The following is a 16,400-nucleotide window of genomic DNA, read 5'->3' on the forward strand; positions in this document are numbered from 1 at the left end:
GGATCACCAGCCGCCGGTGGCATCCAGGATGCCGTTGCGGGACTTGAAAAGCTCACCCTCCCAGTACTTCCAGGAGTGCGTGCCCTGGGCGGGGAAGTCGAACTGAGCCGGGATCTTCAGTGTGGCGAGACGAGCCTGGAAGGCACGGGTGTTCACCAGCGACAGCGCCTCGAGCGCCATCGCGTTGCCGGTGTTGAACGCGCCGACCGCCGAGTTCGGCTTGTCGAACTGCCCCGGAAGGCCGCTGGCCGCCGAGATGTACATCGGCAGGCCCTTGAGCTGCGGTGCGAACACGAAGGGGTCCATCCGCAACCATGCGGGGCTCCACGGCGCCGCCATCGAGTCGACGTTGAAGCGTCCCGCGTCCAGCATCGCGACGCGGATCGCCTCACGCATGCCCGGCGCGGAGATGTTCAGGTAGCCGGAGTAGGACGCGGCGTACTTGAACACGTCGCGGTGGTAGGCGGCGAGAGCCAGCGCGCCGCTGCCACCCATCGACAGACCCGCGACCGCATTGTTGGTGCGGGATACGCCGTAGCCCTCGAGGAAGGCCGGGAGTTCCTTGCTGAGGAAGGTCTCCCACTTGTAGGTGGTCTTCTGGCCGTTGGTGTTACTCGGCGAATACCAGTCGGTGTAGAAGCTCGACTGGCCGCCGACCGGCATGACAAGCGTGATGTTGTCATTGCCGAACTGCTGCAACGCGTTCGTCTCGAACGACCACGCATTGCGGTCGTCACGAGCACGAAGGCCGTCGAGCAGGTAGAGCGCCGCGTTGCCGCCGCGCGCCGCCCACTGCACCTGGACCTTGATCGGGCCCATGACCGACGGGACCATCAGATCCTCGAAGCCACCCGCAGGAGCGCGCAGCACGGGGCTGTGCGCTGGTGCAGCGATGGCAACAGTCGGGGCCGCCACTCCGGCGGCAATCGGTAGCGCCAGTGCAGCGGCACCGACAGCCAGAATTCGATTACGCCAACCGCGAGGGGTGACTCGCCGTCCCGTGCTTCTCTTCGGGCCGGCCGCCCTGCCGAAACGCATGAATCCTGCTCTCTTTCTGCTGTGGTGGTGCCGCCCATAGCCCATGAGGGCCGGGCAACACCCGTGCTTCGAACGAGACACACGTCACCTTCGCGTGGAATCCCGACATTCCGACACAAAAGACGGCGCTACAACGATCTGGTCACACGTGCGCTCGGTGGACGATATTCGACGCTGGGAGCCTTAGCAAGGCCGAGGCAACCGAGTGACCGAAATTCGCCCGTACGCAACCTGTGATCGTGCGGTGACCCTATCGCGTTCAGTCGTAGATGTCGTCCCCGACCGGGAATTCATCCCAGATTGGCGCTGAGGTCGGGCAGCATCTTGTACACCTGGTCCGCCCAGTAGTTCCACGTGTGTACACCGACGGGCGTGTAGTCGAAGTGCACGTTGGTCGGGCCGAGCGAATCCAGACGCAGCTGGAAGGCGCGGGTATTGGCGAGCGCAATCGTCTCCAGCGCCATCGCGTTGCCGAGGTGGTAGACGTCGATCGGTTTGTGGATTACGTCACGTGGGCCGTTCTGGCCATTACCGGTGGCGATCCACATCCGAGTTCCGTTCGCCCGCAACAACGGTGCGAACATGAATGGGTCGTTGCGCAGCCAGCGCGGATCCCACGGCGGCCCCCACATCGCGTCGATGTTGTACCCACCCGCGTCGAGCAGCGCCAGCCGCAAGCCCTCCTTCATGCCCGGCGCCGAGATATTCAGGTAGCCCGAGTACGAACCGGCATAGCGGAATTGGTCCGGGTGATACGCGGCGAGTGCGAGTGCGGCACTGCCACCCATCGACAATCCGAACACGCCGTTGCCATTCGGATTGAAGCCGAGCCGATCGCGCAGCGCCCAACGCAGGTTCTCGGTCAGGAACGATTCCCACGCATAAGTGCGCTGCTGGCCGTTGGTATTGCTGGGCGCGATCCAGTCCGAATAGAAGCTGGACATCCCGCCGACCGGCATCACGACGTTGATGTTCCATTGCGGCAGCACCCTGGAGATATCGGTGTCGACCTCCCAGCCGCTGAGGTCGTTGCGGGCGCGCAGACCGTCGAGCGCGTAGACGACGCGGTTGGTGTTGCCGTCCGCGGCGCGGAAGATCCTGTTCTTGATCGGGCCCATGCTCGAGTCGACCCAGAAGTCGAAACCGGCCGGGTTGAAGCTCGCCACCGCCGGTGCCGCGAGGTCGGTCGCCGATATGCCGAATGGCACCGCAAGCGCGAGTGCGATGCCTGCGACGGACCGGCGCATCCGGCCGCGACGCGCGCGCACGGCCGGAGCGAAGGCGGAGGTGCGCCCACCGCGCTCATCGGCTTCGAGCATCCCTCCGCGCCCTTCGGCTACATCGCCGCGTACCACGCCTGATCGCATCAATTCGACCTTTCGCCCGTGCGGTCACCGTTGGCCGCAACTGTCGTGCATGAGGATCGATATTCGGCACCGATGGCTCCCCATAGACTGAAGGTCTCGGCGTTATCGCTCTTCTATAGGGCAGTTATTCGAAGTCGACCCCGGTGAAAACGCACTGCGAGACCGGATCGTGATGAAATCCAGCGATTTTCCAGCACCACAGGTCGGCAGGACCCGTCCAGCTCGTAGCGCCACGAAATTCCCGTCGCAGCAATCAATCAGAGAACAGAGCGGGCAAAGGCAATAATTCGGGCGAAACAAACGGACCGCCCTGCGCCGAAGTGGCGCGGGGCGGTCCTGTTCGGGGTGAAAACTCAGCCGATGTTGGCGGACAGGTCGGGAGCCATCTGGTGCACCTCGTTCTGCCAGGTGTTCCAGGCGTGGATACCGAACTCCGGGAACGAATAGACGACGTTGGAGGCGCCGAGTGTGCTCATCCGCACTTGGAAGGCTCGGGTATTGGTCAACGCCAGGCTCTCCAGACCCATACCTGCCACGGTGTCGAAGCTCGGCTCGTCGCCCGCATCGGGCCTGCCACTGCCCGCGGCGATCCACAGGCGGGTCCCGTTGTCGATCAGTCGCGGCGCGAAGACGAACGGATCCATCCGCAGCCACTGCGGGCCCCACGGCGGCGCCATCGAGTCCACGTTGTATCCGCCCGCGTCGATCATGCCGGTGCGGATGGCTTCACGCATGCCGGGCGCGGAGTTGTTCAGGTAGCCCGAGAACGAGCCCGCGAAGCTGAACTGATCCGGATGGTATGCCGACAGCGTCAGTGCCGCGCCGCCACCGGTCGACAGCCCGAAGACGCCGTTGCGGCTCGGATTGAAGCCGAGTCGGTCGCGCAGCGCCCACCGCAGATTGTCGGTCAGGAAGGTCTCCCACTGATACCGGTAGCTCTTGCCCGGCCCACCGGAGACCAGGTTCAGGCCGCCGACGACGGCACCTGGCGTGATGCCGACGAATTCGCTCGGCGCGTTCCAGTCCGCGTAGAAACTCGACTGGCCGCCGACCGGCATGACCACGTTGATGTTCATGCCCGCCAGCGTCTCGGCGATGTCGGTTTCGATCTCCCAGCCGTTGAGGTCCTCGCGGGCCCGCATGCCGTCGAGCGCGTAGACGACGCGGTTGGTGTTGCCGTCCGCGGCACGCAGGACCCTGGTCTTGATGGGGCCCATGCCCGAGTCGACCCAGAAGTCGAACGCGGCGGGATTGAACGCCGCCGATGCGGTCGCGCCGCCACCCGCGATGGTGATCCCCAGCGGTAACAGCAAGGCGAGCGCCACTCCGAGAGCACTGTCGCGCAACCGAGAGCCGTGAGCCGCCGGCCTATCGGGCCAACGTTTCCAGCGCGGACTTCGCATTTGACTCGACCTTTCGTTCAGACAGCAAGTCGGCAAATCATCAGCAATCTAAACTAGCCCGTCATCTGGCATCCCAGGCAGAAGATCCGCAGAGACGGACATTTCACCTGTGTACATGTTGTTCGCGTATCAATCACCAACGAAGCTTCCATGTTGCTGGAAAGTGGCCCCAGCCACAAGAACTATGGGTTCGTCGCAGCACATTTGTTGTCAACCACCGTTACGGACGGCTGGGTTCGGGTAACGAAAAGGCCGCCCGGTGCATACGCACCAGGCGGCCAGTTCACTGCTTACCCCCGCCCACACGGCGCGAGGCTTACCAAATCAACCGATGTTGGCGGAGAGGTCCGGGATCATGCGGTAGACCTCGGACTCCCAGTTGTGCCAGTTGTGGATACCGACGGACGGGAAACTGTAGGTGACATTGGTCGCACCGAGCGTCGCCATCCTGACCTGGAAGGCCCTGGTATTGACGAGTGCGAGCGCCTCCAGCGGCGTGCCCTGCAGGATGTCCAGCGGCGCTGACGCGTCCGCGGGGCCGGGCAGGGCGCTACCGGCGGCGACCCAGAGCCGGGTGCCGTTGCCGATCAGTCGCGGCGCGAAGACGAACGGATCCATCCGAAGCCACTGCGGGCCCCACGGCGGCGCCATCGCGTCGATGTTGTAGCCACCCGCACTGATCATGGCCACGCGCAACGCCTCACGCATACCCGGCGCGGAGATGTTCAGGTAGCCGGAATACGAACCGGCGTAGCGGAACTGGTCCGGGTGGTACGCGGCGAGTGTCAGCGCGGCACTGCCGCCCATGGACAGGCCGAACACGCCGTTGCCATTCGGGTTGAAGCCGAGTCGATCCCGCAGCGCCGAACGCAGATTGCTGGTGAGGAACGTTTCCCACTTATAGGTGTTGTTCTTCCCGAGCGTCTCGTTCCAGCCGGAGGAACCCGTCATCGCCGACCCGGACGAGGAGCCGTTGACCGATCCCGACGAGCCCGTGTTGAGGCCGAGCCAGTTGCCGGGCGCGTTCCAGTCCGCGTAGAAGCTGGACGGTCCACCGACCGGCATCACGACATTGATATTCCACTTGGTGAGCTCGCGGGCGACCTCGGTCTCGTGCTCCCAGCCGCTGATGTCACCGCGCGCACGCATGCCGTCGAGCGCGTAGACCACGCGACCGGTATTGCCGTCCGCGGCGCGGAAGATCCGCGACTTGATCGGGCCCATCGAGGAGTCGACCCAGAAGTCGAACCCATCCGGGTTGAATGCCGCCGACGCGGTGGCACCGGGTCCTGCCACCGACACCCCGAGCGGCAGCAAAATCGCGAGCGACATCAGTACCGACCGCTTGAGCCACGAACCAGCTTTCCTGGATCTCAGACGTCCACTCTGGGTCTTACGCCCGATAACGCCTCGCATCTATTTGGACCCTTCCTTATTACGGCCGAATTTGACCGCTCTGACGGTGACCACCGATCTTTTCGCCCATCACGAGGCAACGCCACCGGCAGGCGTACCGTCGCAGCCTAGCGCGTCATCGATGCATGGACGTTATCAAAAAGTGACAAAGCGGCGTACACCACTTTGTTTACCTCATCCGATGAAACCACTGAGCCCACGGTGATCCGTGGGCCCGATGTGACTACGAGAATATGATCATCGCGGCGGTTGTGGGAAAGGATCGACCAGATCGCAACGCTGAATCTCGTACCTCGGCACCCGATCCATGCGGTAATCGGCGAACGTCACCGCGTGCAGCAGGTTGTGCTTGAAGCGGTCCCAGGTGAGCGGATCGCGGTAGGAGATCATCAGCGCCTCGGTGGCCGGGCACTTCATCGCGGTGCGGGCCTGTGTGACCCACTTCTCATCCAGGTACCACGGCATCCACGGCTTCTTGTCGACCATGCCGGTGTCGACCACGACCCAGTCCGGGTACAACGCCTTGTCGTGCCCGATGCGGCCGTCTTCCAACCGATCGGTGTGCGCGGCAAGCGGATAGGCCAGGCCCATCTGGTCGATCACCCGCACGTTCAGCGGGACGTTCATGCTCGTCATGCCCAGGTTCAGGAAGTAGACGGTGTGCCCGGAGCCGCCTTCGGGGATCGGCTGCGGCGGTGGCGCGACGTACCAGAACATGAACGACGGCGAGTTCAACAGCAGGCCGCCATCGGGAGTGGCGGTGATGTCGTTGACCATCGGCCGGATGCGCGGATAGTCCAGGTAGTCCTCGGCCAGGATCGGATGGTCGTGGCCGGTGTTGAGGACGTAGTAGACGCGCTCGTCGACGATGCCGGACGAGCTGATCTTGGTCCCGGTCTTGATCGCGGTGGTGTTGGCGGCGAACAGCGCCCAGCCCGCGGTGCCGATCAACGCGAAAAGAACCACCGCGAAGGACCAGTCAGCGGCCGACATCGACCGCAGACCGTCCTCGGGCACCCGGATCGGTATCACCGCGACGGGCAGCAGCAGGCAGAACAGCTGCGGCAGCAGCATCCGGCCGTGCATGAAGTCGCCACCGACGCGCAGCGCGTACACCGTCAGGATGACGCCGCTGCCGAGCATGAGCGCGACCACCGCACTCGGTGAGCGCAGCCATACCCGCGCCCGCTGGACAGTCGAGCCACCCTCCTCGGGAGCCGCGTTCCGACCGGCCGCGGCCGAAGTCGCCGCACGCGCGGCGACCACGCCCGCGACGAGCAGCACGAGCAGCGGCACCCACAGGTAATAGGGACCGACCAGGTCCCACAGGTACTTGAAGCCCTGCCCCCACTTCGCGCCGCCCGCGTCCTTGGCGACGGCGGTGTTCGGGTAGGGCAGGCCGTAGTAGCCCATCCGCCAGACCTGGTAGCCCATCGGGAGGATCCCGGCGGCGGCAACGATCAACGCGCGCAACACAATCGGGCTAAGCCGAGCCTGCGGCATCGGAGCGCAGAAGATCATCGCCAGCGCGAGTCCGCCGACCAGGGTCATCTCGGGACGAATCAGCGGGGCGAGTCCGGCGAGGAACACCAGCCCGAAGAGGCCGGGCAGCCGGACCCGCTCGGCCTGGCTCCACCGGATCATCAGCCACCACAGCAGACCGAGCCAGCAGATGACAAGGCCGCTCTCCAGCCCGGAGGAGGCGTAGTCGCGGGCGGGCGGTATCGCGATGTACACCAGCACGCCCGCGGGCAGCAGCAGCGCGGACTCGGCGCCGCCCCACAGCCGCGCCGTACCGAGCATCGCGAACACGATCGCGGCCATCGAAACCGTTAGCGCGACACCGAGGACGACGTACTCGAGCCTGGCCTGGGTGAGCCAGCTGAAGAACCAGACCAGGTAGGTCCACGCCGTGCTGGTATTGGTTTCGACGCGCTCACCCTCGTTGAAGACAGGCCCGTTGCCCGCCAGCAGGTTTCGCACTGTGCGCAACACGATAAGGCCGTCGTCGGCGATCCAGCGCCGTTGCCAGGCGCCGGTCGCGAACAGGGCAACCGTGAGCGCTATCCCTCCGACGAAGACGGCTCGGGATAGCTTCGCGGACGCCGATGCCGAGCGAGCCGACCCTTGGGCCGGCTCCTCGGTTGCGTATTCCGTTCGCTCCACTTCCTCTACCAACATCTCGTCAGGTGAGATAGACAGCGACACCTACCGCTCCGATCCAGGCGATTGCGAGGAACTGGAGGATGCGATCCCCCAGCGCGATCTCTTCGGGCTCACCGGCCTCGCCGCCATCGACGTCGACCGCATAGCGCAGGATTGCGATGGTAAACGGAACCATCGAGATTGAGAACCAGTTGGTGTCCTTCAGGCTGTCCTGCTGGAAGGCCCAGAGCCCGTAGAACACCACTACCGCCGTCGCGGCGAGCGTCCAGATGAAGCGAAGGTAAGTCGGCGTGTAGTACTCCAGCGACTTGCGGATCTTGGCGCCGGTGCCCAGCGCGATCTGCAGTTCGGCGTAGCGCTTGCCCGCCGCCATGAACAGCGAACCGAACGCCATGATCAGCAGGAACCACTGCGACAGAATAATATCCGCCGCCGCGCCGCCAGCGACCGCGCGCAACAGGAAGCCCGAGGACACGATGCAGATGTCCAGCACGGCCTGATGCTTGAGGCCGAGGCAGTAGGCCAGCTGGATGCCGATGTAGACCGCCATCACGACGGCGAGATGCCACGACGCGAGGAATGATCCGGCCAGCGATGCGACAAGCAGCACCGCGGCAAGCATGTAGGCCAGGTTCACCGGCACCACGCCCGCGGCGATCGGCCGGAACCGCTTGGTCGGGTGCGCCCGGTCTGCTTCCACGTCGAGTGCGTCGTTGACGAGGTAGATGCCGGACGCCGCCATGCAGAACACGACGAAGGCGATCCCGACGGGGGCGAGCACGTCCACCTCGGTCGCCGAGCCCGCCGCCAGCGGAGCGGCGAGGACAAGGACGTTCTTGACCCACTGCCGCGGCCGAATGGCCTTGATCAACCCACCGGCCAGCGACTTGGGCGGGCCCTTGACAACAGCCTCAGCTAGGTCGGCGCCGGTCGGCTCTTCACTCATGACTTCACCTCGCGGGTGCTCGGCTCCGTCATGATTCGCTCGCTGCGCTCCCTCATGGTCAACCAAAGCTCTTTCTTGTGCGTTCACTATCGAGTCTCTTTTCGGCGGCAAGCACAACAGCGGCGGACGCGGCACCGAGCGCCGATCCCGCGAGCACATCGGAGGGATAGTGCACCCCGAGCACCACCCGGGAGAGCAACATCGGTGGAACGAGCACCGCAGGCAAGGGTAGCCCGGTCAATTTCCCGAGCAACACCGCCGCCGCCGTGGTCGAGGTCGCGTGTGAGGACGGAAAGCTCAATTTGCTTGGCGTGGACACGTTGACCTGCACCGATGGGTCGTTCGGGCGTGGCCGACGGACGACCCGCTTGATCACGATCGATGCGGCGTGCGCGCCGACGGCGCCGACGGCGACCCCGGCCCACTGTCTGCGGCGCGGCTTGTCCGCGACCCAACCGACGGCGGCGATGCCGACCCAGCCCAGCGCGTGCTCACCGAAGTGCGACATGCCGCGAGCCGCCTTGATCACCGACGGGTTGCGGCCGATCCTCGACTGCACCGCGTTGAGAATGGCGACCTCGGGCGGTGCCGACGCGGTTTCGGGCTCGACTCCGCCTGCGGAATGCCCGTTCGTGCTGCGCAGCGCCTCGCTCACCGCCGCGCTGTCACTTGCTCCGAGACTCACTGTTGCGCGCCTTTCGCTTTGCCGATGCCGAAGGCGTTCTCCCACGCGGAAATACTCGTCAGCTCTGGATGGGCGGCACGGTAGCGCTTCTGCATCTCCGGGAAGCGCGCGGCCAGTTCCTTGCGCAGGCGGATGGCCTCCTTGAACAGGCCGAGGGCCTGGCGCGGATCGCGCTTGCGGTAGACAACGCCGCGACCGTCGGCGGTGGTGACGGTGACACCGTCGACCTGGGAGAGCAGGAACCACCGTGCGTCCAGCGTCGGCACGTTCAGCTGCGGGCGCTCGTGGTGCTCGGCATGCGCGGGGCGCACGCTGTGCACCAGTCCCTTGGCCAGCCGGACGATCTTGGCGATCGGATTGGCGGGCTCACCGACCGCGCCGACGCCGATGTGGGTGGCGAGCGGCAGATCGGTGGACGAGGGCAGGATCACCGCGTCCGGGTACTGCTTGCGCAACTCGTGCACCGCGCCGAGTGCGCTCGGCAGCAGCTGGAACAGCCGCTCCGGGCCCGCGAGGAAGTCGCGGATCGCCAGGTTCTGGATGGCGACCGTCGAATATTCCAGGCACAGAAGGTGTTTCATGGTCGCCTTGACCGTGTTCACCACCATGCCGCGACCATTACCCGGCATATGCAGCGAGGCGACGACCAGGCGGTTGCGCAGGTGGAAGTACGCCTGCCAGTCGATGGCGTCGTCCTTGTCGCTCCACGCCATATGCCAGACGGCGGCGCCGGGCAGGGTGATCGTCGGGTACCCGGCGGCCCGGGCGCGTAGACCGTATTCGACGTCGTCCCACTTCAAGAACAGCGGCAGCGGCTGACCGATCTCCTCGGCGACCTGGCGCGGGATCACACATGTCCACCAACCGTTGAAGTCGACGTCGATGCGCCGATGCAGCAGCTTGGAGTTGTCGCGGTCCTTGAGCGGGTACTTCGCGAAGTCGTGGTCGTATTCGACATTCGGCGCCGAGGTCCACATGAAGATGCCGCGGTCGACGACCTCACCCATGCTGTGCAGGTGTGAGCGCTCCTGCAGATTGAGCATCTGCCCGCCGACCAGCATGGGCGATTCGGCGAACCTGGCGAAGGCCAGCGCGCGCAGGATCGAATCGGGCTCGATCTCGATATCGTCGTCCATGTAGACGATGTACTGGGCGTCGGTGGTCTTCAGCGCCTCGTACATCACCCGGCTGTAGCCGCCGGAGCCGCCGAGGTTGGGCTGATCGCGGATGGCGAGCCGATCGCCGAGCGGTGCGGCGGCCTCGTCGAATCCCGGCTCGTCGACCACCTTGCGGTTGCCCTGGTCCGCGACGATGACCGCGGCGATCTTCTCCAGCACCAGCGGATCCGAGCCGAGAGCGGCCAGGGTCTTCACCAGATCGGTCGGCCGATTGAAGGTCGGCATGCCGACCGCGATGGTGCCGTCTCCCGGCGCCTCGACCGGGGCGAACCAGCCGCCCGCGAGCAGCGTGACCGCCGTGTCGGAGGTGATGTCGAACCAGATCCAGCCGCCGTCCTCGAACGGGCCGAGATCGGTCTCGAACTCGACATGCACCGACTCGGTGCCGGGTGCGACGGCGAACTCCTTGCCCTGCACATGGATTCGCGAGCCGTCCGCCTTGGAGCGGTAGACGTCGACGCGGCCGTGTCCGGCCAGTTCCAGCCGCAGCACCACCGATTCCAGGATGCTCCAGCGCCGCCAGTAGCTCGCCGGTAGCGCGTTGAAATAGGTGCAGAAGGACACCTCGGACTCCGCGCCGATCGACAGCGAGGTGCGGGTGGCGGCGTGCGCGCGCCTAGCGTTGGTCGCCGACTCCTCGACATACAAGGTGCGTACGTCGAGCGGCTCACCCGGCCGAGGCAGGATGATGCGCTGTAGCAGCGACTTCGCGCGGGTTTCGGTGGTCATATCTTCCAAGATCGACTGGGAGGTCATTCTGCGCTTTCATCCACGAGCAGCTCGCCCGACTCCAGGTGCGGCCGCAGCACGTTGTCGAACATGCTGAGCGCGCTTCCGATGGCCATGTGCATGTCAAGGTACTGATAGGTGCCGAGGCGACCGCCGAAAAGAACCTTCTCCGTTGCGGTTTCCTTCTTGGCGAGCGCGCGGTACGCGGACAGTTTGGCGCGATCCTCCGGCGTGTTGATCGGATAGTACGGTTCGTCGCCGGTCTGTGCCGAGCGCGAGAACTCGCGCATGATGACCGTCTTGTCCTTCGGGTAGTCGCGCTCCGGGTGGAAGTGGCGCGGCTCGATGATGCGGGTGTAGGGCACGTCCGCGTCGTTGTAGTTCATCACCGAGGTGCCCTGGTAGTCACCGGTCTCGAGCACCTCGGTCTCGAAATCGATGGTGCGCCAGCCGAGTTCGCCCTCTTGGTAGTCGAAGTAGCGATCCAGCGGGCCGGTGTAGACGACCGGGGCGTCCGGATTCGCGGCGCGCAGTTCGTCGCGCACCTCGAACCAGTCGGTGTTCACCCTGACCTCGATGAGCTCGGAGGCGGCCATGTTCTCCAGCCACTTCGTGTAGCCCTCTTTGGGCAGGCCCTCGTAGGTGTCGTTGAAGTAGCGGTTGTCGAAGGTGTAGCGCACCGGGAGGCGGGTGATGTTGCCCGCGGGCAGTTCCTTGGGGTCGGTCTGCCACTGCTTGGCGGTGTAATCGCGGACGAACGCCTCATACAGCGGGCGGCCGATCAGCGAGATCGCCTTTTCTTCCAGGTTCTGCGCGTCCTGGGTCTCGACCTCCGCGGCCTGCTCTGCGATCAGCTCGCGCGCTTCGTCGGGCGTGAAGTAGCGACCGAAGAACTGCGAGATCAGGCCAAGGCCCATTGGGAACTGGTAGGCCTGCCCCTTGTGCTTGGCGAAGACCCGGTGCTGGTAGCCGGTGAATTCGGTGAACTGGGTGACGTAGTCCCACACCCGCTTGTTCGAGGTGTGGAACAGATGCGCCCCATACTTGTGCACCTCGATGCCGGTTTCCGGCTCCGGCTCCGAATAGGCGTTGCCACCGAGGTGGTAGCGGCGGTCGATCACCAGCACTCGTTTGCCGAGCAAGTTGGCGGCGCGTTCGGCGACGGTCAGCCCGAAGAATCCGGAGCCGACGACGATCAGATCGAACTGTGAGGCGGTGGGGACGGAGTTACCCGAGGACGATGCGGCGGTCACGGGAGCCCAGCGTATCGGAAGACTCCGCGCTGTCCTGGCGGAGTCACCGAGCGGGCTGAGCGGCCCGGCTCCGGCCTGGTGGTTTCGCATGGATTTCGCCGAACATTCGCGAAACAACCGCCCGGCCGCAACAGAGCCGCTATCAAATATGCGCGGACGCCGTCATTCGGGGAAGCCGACCTCCACCTCCAGGTCGGTGCGCTCGGTGTACATCCGCCAATAGTGTCCGCCGAGTTCGTCGTTGCTCATCCTCGCGATCTCGACGCCGGGTGGGACCAGTTCGGGATGCTCGTCGACGATGCGTTCGGCCTCGCTGTCACCGATCAGTACGCCGATGTCGAGCAGCCCGATATAGACGCCGGTACCGGCGAGTTCCACCTGGAGTTGACGGATGTAGGTGCGCTGCGCGCCGAGGATGACGCCGAAGTTGGACAGGAAGGGCATCGGGTGCCGCTCAGAGGACCCCGAGGAGAACAGCAGCGTTCCGTCACCGCGCTCGATCATCGCGGGCGCGAGCGCGCGGGTCATCCACATCGGTGAGTACAACTTCAATGCGAGCGGGGCACGCAGACCGGCGGCGTCGACGTCCAGCGTGGTCGGGATCCGGTCGGCCATATTGCCCGCCGCACCGTGCAGCGCGACGTCGATCTGCCCGAACCTGCCGGTGATGTCGTCGACGACACCACGCAACTGCGCCTCGTCGGTGAGGTCGGCGGGAAAGGCGGCGGCCTCGATGCCTTCCGCCGCCAGGCTCTCGACGTGCCTCTTCGCCTTGTCCGCGTTCCGGCCGATCACCGCGACACGGAACCCCTCGCGCCCGAAACGCCGCCCGGTCCCCATGCCCAGCCCGGGCCCGAACCCGAATATCGCGATCGTCTTCGTCATGCCACTACCTCACTAAGTTGAGCCATGGTTCAAGTTCTATTCGACGGTAGCATTAAGTTGAACCTATGCTCAAGATAAGTCTGGTGCCAGATTTGTAGGATCGGCGAATGCCCGTCGACAAGCCGTTACGCAGCGACGCCCGCCGCAACAGGGACGCGCTCGTGACCGCCGCCAGGGCAGTCTTCGAAGAACGCGGCCTCGACGCACCACTGAAGGAGATCGCCGCCCGCGCGGGCGTCGCCATCGGCACCCTCTACAACCGCTTCCCCACCCGCGACGACCTCATCGCCGCCGCCGTTGAGGACCGCATCGAAGCGGGCGGACGCATCGCCGAACAAGCCATGGAGATCGAAGACCCCTGGGACGCCTTCGCCTACCTGGTCGAAAAGGTCTGCGAACTCCAAGCAGCCGACCGCCTGCTCAGCGACCTGTCCCTACGCACGGCCCCCAACGCGGCCATCGCACGCGCCCAAGAACACGGTCACGGCCTGATGCGCGAAATTGTCACCCGCGCACAACAATCCGGCGCCCTACGCCCCGACTGGGTGCTGGAAGACATCGCCTTCATCACCTGGTCCCACACCCGCGTCGTCGAAGCCACCGCCCACATAGCCCCCAATGCCTGGCGCCGCAACCTAGCCCTCGTCCTCGACGGCCTACGCACCACCGCCGCCCACCCACTCCCGGTCCCCCCGATCACCGAAGACCAACTGATGCGGTCGATGCGAAGCTGAGCTCACTCGAGTAGCGGACGTAGCGATCCGATTAGCGTCTTATTCCGCCCGAAGCTGTGGAATTCATAGCGCGACAGCCAGATTCCCGTCTAGCTGCTCGACATAAATCGCGTCACCTCGGCACACCGGGCATGGTCTCAGTACGGGTAGGGAGGCGGCGGCTGGTCGTAGCCGGGGGCCTGCTGCGGCTGGCCGTACGGCTGTGCAGGTTGGCCATAAGCCGGGGGCTGACTATTCGACGGTGGTGGTGCGGACTGACCGTACAGCGGAAAAGGCTGACCGTAGACGGGCGGCGGGCCATACGGAGACGCGAGCTGACCGGGAGCGGGCGGCGGGCCGTACGGCTGTGCGGGCAGCTGAGATGGAGGTTGACGAGGAGCGGCGATCCACCGACCGGTAGAGCTGACGGCAGCCAGTGCCATCGTGGCGATCATCAGAACCACGCCCACGGCTGACAGCGGACTGAACACCCTGAACAGCACCGCGCTGATGACCATGTCAACCATGGCCAGGCTGCAACCCAGGATAACCATGACCCGGCCAACCGTCGATCGGCACAGCAAAAGAATGCCGCCAAGGACCAGCAGAAAAGCGATGAATCCAGCTGCGATCGCACTGAATTGAACCTTGCCAGGCGTCACACCGAGGTCCCGGGAATCAACTGCTGCGATCGCCACAGCACCGAGCGCGTTCAAACCTCCGGTAACAAGTGCGAGCACGCCAGCGGTTATCGCGGTCCCGCCTCCGGCGGCAGGCTGCGGTGGCTGGTGCCCGTAAACCGGATATCCCTGTTGGCCATACGGATAGCTCCCCCCTTCACTCGAACGCGAACCCTACCGGTCACCAAGCGGATTTGTGCGACCGCTCGATGAGGAGGCGCCGTCGCCGATTAGTAGGCCGTGTCATCCAGGAGTTGGATGGGGCGGCGGGCCGGGGGTGCTGCGATCCAGCGGGCGGTGTAGCCCGACGCCGCGGTGAGGAAGGTGAGGAGGGGGGTGATCATTGCGGTCAGTCCGGCGAGCCAGTCCTGGTGGACCAGGGCGGTGAGGGATCCGACGAGGCCGAAGGTCGACTTGACGGCGTCGGAGGAGCGGCGGCCTTCCTGGAACCAGTGGATGCCGTAGCTGGATCCGTAGCCGGTGAGCGCACATGCGAGGGCGGCGAGGGCGATGACGATCATCAGGCCCGAGGCGACGATGAGCATGTAGCGACCCGTCTCGTCTCGACGCAACAGCAGGATCGCGCCGTAGATCAGCGCGGCGGCAAGCAGTAGAGCGCCGAGGGTCGCGAAGATGGTGAGGGAGTTGTCGTATTTGCTCGGGGCGCCGCGGAATGCGTTCAGCAGCATGACAGCGCCGACCAGGTTGCTCGCGCCGAGGAGCAGGCCGAGGACCCCGGTCGTCGTCGCAAGCACTCCGCTCGGTTCCGAGTACGGGGCCCCCGAAGTCACATTGGCATCCACAGCTCGACCGTAGTCGGTGATCGGGTTCCAGTCCGTCCTTCGGGGTGGTCTGCGGCCATGACTCCGACCGAGCACCGGGCAGTGATCGAGATCGGTTGGTGCGGATACTGCGGCAGACCTCCCGCGGCGATGCATCGGCGCGCGGCACGATCAACACGAGCAGCAAAGGAGCCGCACCGATCGCAACGACCGGCACCGGTCGAAGTCAGCGAGCGCGGTAACGCCGCTGACGGGCCGCGTGTTACGACACCAGGTCCGCCCTTGCCGGCCGCATCCAGCCGAAGGTGCCCGCAGGCCATGTGGCCTGCGGGCACCTCACTTGTGTTGCGCTCGAACGATTCCCGCTATCGCAGTCGAGTCTCTGCATAGACCTTCATCGCGTCACGCACGAATTCGGCTGTGTGCGGGCCGTGTACGTCGTAGTTCTTCCCGAATCGCGGGTCGGCGACGTACATTTCACCGAGTCCGGCGAAATAGTCGACTCCGGGTCGCGGGCCCTGTGTGCCGATCGTGATCCAGTCGTAGTGCCGCTGCACGATTGCCTGGACCTCGGCACTTTCGGGAGTGAGCCCGGCGGTGCGCGCCTTGCCGTAGTCGGCGGCAATATCCAGATGCGTCTGGAAGTACGCCTTCTTGTCGGCTTCGCTCATCGAACGCCACCAGCGGTCGCCACTTTCGTAGGCGTCCTTACCCCAGCGTTCGATCACCTCATCCTTGTACTGGGTGTGGTCGAAACCGTCGAAAACTTCTGCTGCCATGAGTTGTTCACCTCGTTCCGTCTTGTGCAGCGTGATGGTCACCGATTCGATCTGGCGCCGGATCCGATCCTGTTCCTGCCTCAAAAGGTCCAGGTGCGTACGCAGTGCGGCGGCGGTGTCCTGCTGTCCGGCAAGGACTTCGGCGATGGCGGGGAGGCCGAGGCCGAGTTCTCGCAGCAGCAGGATGCGTTGCAGCCGCACCAGGGAGTCCTGGTCGTAATAGCGGTACCCGTTATTGCCGATTCGACTGGGCGGCAGTAGCCCGAACTGCCCGTAGTGGCGCAGTGTCCGGCTGGTGGTGGCTGTCGCCTTGGCCAGGTCCTGGATGGACCATTCGCCGCTGCGGGTGCCCGCTGTCATGACCCTTATCCCTTCTTTCT

At 65.1% G+C, this 16,400-nt stretch carries 14 protein-coding genes; 1 reads left to right on the forward strand and 13 read right to left on the reverse strand.

Going from position 1 to position 16,400, the window contains the following annotated elements:
- Positions 1–3 precede the first annotated feature (3 nt).
- The 10 genes from ACLMAJ_RS15410 to ACLMAJ_RS15455 form a co-directional block, all read right to left on the reverse strand.
- Positions 4–1,038: an alpha/beta hydrolase gene (locus tag ACLMAJ_RS15410; RefSeq protein ID WP_412014340.1), complete on the reverse strand. Its 1,035-nt coding sequence runs from the start codon at positions 1,036–1,038 to the stop codon at positions 4–6.
- Between the two features lie 290 nt (positions 1,039–1,328).
- Positions 1,329–2,285, reverse strand: a complete 957-nt coding sequence (locus ACLMAJ_RS15415; RefSeq protein WP_412014444.1) for an alpha/beta hydrolase — start codon at positions 2,283–2,285, stop codon at positions 1,329–1,331.
- A 473-nt stretch (positions 2,286–2,758) separates the two neighbouring features.
- Positions 2,759–3,808 carry an alpha/beta hydrolase gene (locus ACLMAJ_RS15420; protein ID WP_412014341.1) on the reverse strand — a complete coding sequence of 350 codons (1,050 nt, stop codon included), beginning with the start codon at positions 3,806–3,808 and terminating at the stop codon, positions 2,759–2,761.
- 324 nt (positions 3,809–4,132) lie between these two features.
- Positions 4,133–5,224, reverse strand: a complete 1,092-nt coding sequence (locus ACLMAJ_RS15425; protein ID WP_412014342.1) for an alpha/beta hydrolase — start codon at positions 5,222–5,224, stop codon at positions 4,133–4,135.
- Between the two features lie 237 nt (positions 5,225–5,461).
- A complete protein-coding gene (locus tag ACLMAJ_RS15430) occupies positions 5,462–7,405 on the reverse strand; it encodes an arabinofuranosyltransferase AftB family protein (protein WP_412014445.1) in 1,944 nt (647 codons plus the stop codon).
- Positions 7,406–7,409: 4 nt separating this feature from the next.
- Positions 7,410–8,336 carry a decaprenyl-phosphate phosphoribosyltransferase gene (locus tag ACLMAJ_RS15435; protein WP_412014446.1) on the reverse strand — a complete coding sequence of 309 codons (927 nt, stop codon included), beginning with the start codon at positions 8,334–8,336 and terminating at the stop codon, positions 7,410–7,412.
- Between the two features lie 58 nt (positions 8,337–8,394).
- Entirely contained in the window at positions 8,395–8,907 is a 513-nt protein-coding gene (locus ACLMAJ_RS15440; RefSeq protein ID WP_412014447.1) for a phosphatase PAP2 family protein, read from the reverse strand.
- 110 nt (positions 8,908–9,017) lie between these two features.
- Entirely contained in the window at positions 9,018–10,955 is a 1,938-nt protein-coding gene (locus ACLMAJ_RS15445) for a glycosyltransferase (protein WP_412014343.1), read from the reverse strand.
- Entirely contained in the window at positions 10,952–12,181 is a 1,230-nt protein-coding gene (gene glf, locus ACLMAJ_RS15450; protein WP_412014344.1) for a UDP-galactopyranose mutase, read from the reverse strand. Before glf ends, ACLMAJ_RS15445 begins: the two co-directional genes overlap by 4 nt.
- Before the next feature lie 162 nt (positions 12,182–12,343).
- Positions 12,344–13,066: an SDR family NAD(P)-dependent oxidoreductase gene (locus ACLMAJ_RS15455; protein WP_412014345.1), complete on the reverse strand. Its 723-nt coding sequence runs from the start codon at positions 13,064–13,066 to the stop codon at positions 12,344–12,346.
- Between the two features lie 107 nt (positions 13,067–13,173).
- Here ACLMAJ_RS15455 and ACLMAJ_RS15460 point away from each other — a divergent pair, with 107 nt between their 5' ends.
- Positions 13,174–13,800 (forward strand): TetR/AcrR family transcriptional regulator, encoded by a 627-nt coding sequence (locus ACLMAJ_RS15460; RefSeq protein WP_412014346.1) that lies wholly within the window; start codon positions 13,174–13,176, stop codon positions 13,798–13,800.
- A gap of 137 nt (positions 13,801–13,937) precedes the next feature.
- Here ACLMAJ_RS15460 and ACLMAJ_RS15465 read toward each other — a convergent pair whose 3' ends face one another.
- The 3 genes from ACLMAJ_RS15465 to ACLMAJ_RS15475 all read right to left on the reverse strand — a co-directional run bounded on the left by ACLMAJ_RS15465 (position 13,938) and on the right by ACLMAJ_RS15475 (position 16,380).
- On the reverse strand, positions 13,938–14,519 hold the full coding sequence (locus tag ACLMAJ_RS15465) for a hypothetical protein (protein ID WP_412014347.1): 582 nt from the start codon (positions 14,517–14,519) through the stop codon (positions 13,938–13,940).
- A gap of 170 nt (positions 14,520–14,689) precedes the next feature.
- On the reverse strand, positions 14,690–15,262 hold the full coding sequence (locus tag ACLMAJ_RS15470; RefSeq protein WP_412014348.1) for an arabinosyltransferase domain-containing protein: 573 nt from the start codon (positions 15,260–15,262) through the stop codon (positions 14,690–14,692).
- 344 nt (positions 15,263–15,606) lie between these two features.
- A complete protein-coding gene (locus tag ACLMAJ_RS15475; protein ID WP_412014349.1) occupies positions 15,607–16,380 on the reverse strand; it encodes a MerR family transcriptional regulator in 774 nt (257 codons plus the stop codon).
- Positions 16,381–16,400 lie beyond the last annotated feature (20 nt).

The sequence above is a fragment of the Nocardia arseniciresistens genome, from assembly GCF_046764875.1.
Lineage (GTDB): Bacteria > Actinomycetota > Actinomycetes > Mycobacteriales > Mycobacteriaceae > Nocardia > Nocardia arseniciresistens.